Source organism: Mesorhizobium sp. M7A.F.Ca.US.014.04.1.1 (genome assembly GCF_003998745.1).
In the GTDB taxonomy this organism is placed as follows: domain Bacteria; phylum Pseudomonadota; class Alphaproteobacteria; order Rhizobiales; family Rhizobiaceae; genus Mesorhizobium; species Mesorhizobium ciceri.
This window is the reverse complement of the sequence record NZ_RZRW01000989.1, coordinates 1-1,320: the sequence shown is the minus strand read 5'-3', so window position 1 is coordinate 1,320 and position 1,320 is coordinate 1. Positions and strand designations below refer to the sequence as shown.

The 1,320-nt window shown below is 62.0% G+C and carries 2 protein-coding genes and 1 pseudogene; 1 reads left to right on the top strand and 2 read right to left on the bottom strand.

Annotated elements, in window-relative coordinates; all coding sequences use genetic code 11:
• A pseudogene (locus EOA22_RS33855) lies at window positions 1-272 on the top strand (dienelactone hydrolase); the annotation flags it as partial.
• Window positions 273-280: 8 nt separating this feature from the next.
• On the opposite strand, the gene EOA22_RS33850 reads toward EOA22_RS33855, so the two are convergent.
• Window positions 281-778, bottom strand: a complete 498-nt coding sequence (locus EOA22_RS33850; protein WP_063168667.1) for a GAF domain-containing protein — start codon at window positions 776-778, stop codon at window positions 281-283.
• Between the two features lie 250 nt (window positions 779-1,028).
• The coding region (locus tag EOA22_RS33845; protein ID WP_281040812.1) for a TCP-1/cpn60 chaperonin family protein at window positions 1,029-1,320 on the bottom strand (292 nt) is incomplete at its 5' end.

Below are 1,320 nucleotides of genomic sequence, written 5' to 3'. Positions count from 1 at the left end.
ATCTTGGCCGACCAGGAAAGATTCCCGTGACCGCCGACGCATCCGCGATCGCAAAAGCAATTTCAAAGGCGAGCTATGCGACGATCGCGGATGCGAGCCACTACAGCATGTTCGGCGAATGTAAGCCCGGCGCTGCCGGCATCATTGCGGCCGAACAGATCGGCGACCCGGTTTGCGATGACGGTGGAGCACGATCGCGCGGTGATATTCACGCGCAACTGATCGACATGACGATTGCAGCTTTCAATCGCGCGCTGAAGACCGAGCCGTAGGACGCAGCTCAGTCCTCGAACGAACTCGCCGCGGCATAGATCGCCGCCAGCGTCTCGATGCCGGCCTGGTCGGCCTTGTCGAAGCGGCCGGGCAGCGGGCTGTCGAGATCGAGCACGCCGAAGACGCCTTCATCGTCCTCGAGCAGCACCACCAGTTCCGAGCGCGAATCGGCATCGCAGGCGATGTGGCCGGGAAAATCATGCACGTCCTTGATCAGCATCGAGGTGCCGAGTTCGACCGCCGTTCCGCACACGCCCTTGCCGACGGCGATGCGCACACAGGCCGGCTTGCCCTGGAAAGGCCCGAGCACCATTTCCTCGTCCGACTGCAGGAAATAGAAACCGGCCCAGTTGAGGTCCGGCACCATCTGGAAGATGAGTGCTGCGGTGTTGGCGGCGTTGGCGATCGAATCGCGCTCACCCTCGAGCAGCGCCTTCAATTGGGTGGCGAGGTCGCGGTAGAACGCGGGCTTGTCTGAGGTGTCGATGGCCTTGGCCGCAAACATGAACGTGTCTCCGTGTCGGGGATGGCGGTTCGTCCGATCGCTTGCCAAAGTCCGGCGAGCTCCGCAACCAGACGGCCGCCTGGACAGTCTAGCGTGGATTGCGTCCCCTTCGAAAGCCGCAAGATCATGATTGCCTCCCGGGACTGAGCCGGGCGACTGCGTAAACTTTGCGATGATCATCTTGAGAATCGTAGCGGCCCCGATCGGGGCCGCCATTCACATCTCCAACAGATCGGACAAATCCTGGGTTTTAGTAGCCGCCCATGCCGCCACCGCCGCCACCCGCAGGTGCTGCATCCTTGGCCGGAACGTCGGTGATCATCGCTTCGGCGGTGATCAGAAGGGCTGCGATCGAGCCGGCATCCTGGAGTGCGGTGCGCACCACTTTCGCCGGATCGACGATGCCTGCCTTGATCATGTCGACATAGACCTCGTTCTGGGCGTCAAAACCCTGATTGTGGTCCTTGCTGTCGGTGAGCTTGCCGACGACGATTGAGCCTTCGACGCCGGAATTCTCGGCGATCTGGCGGATCCGCGCTTCG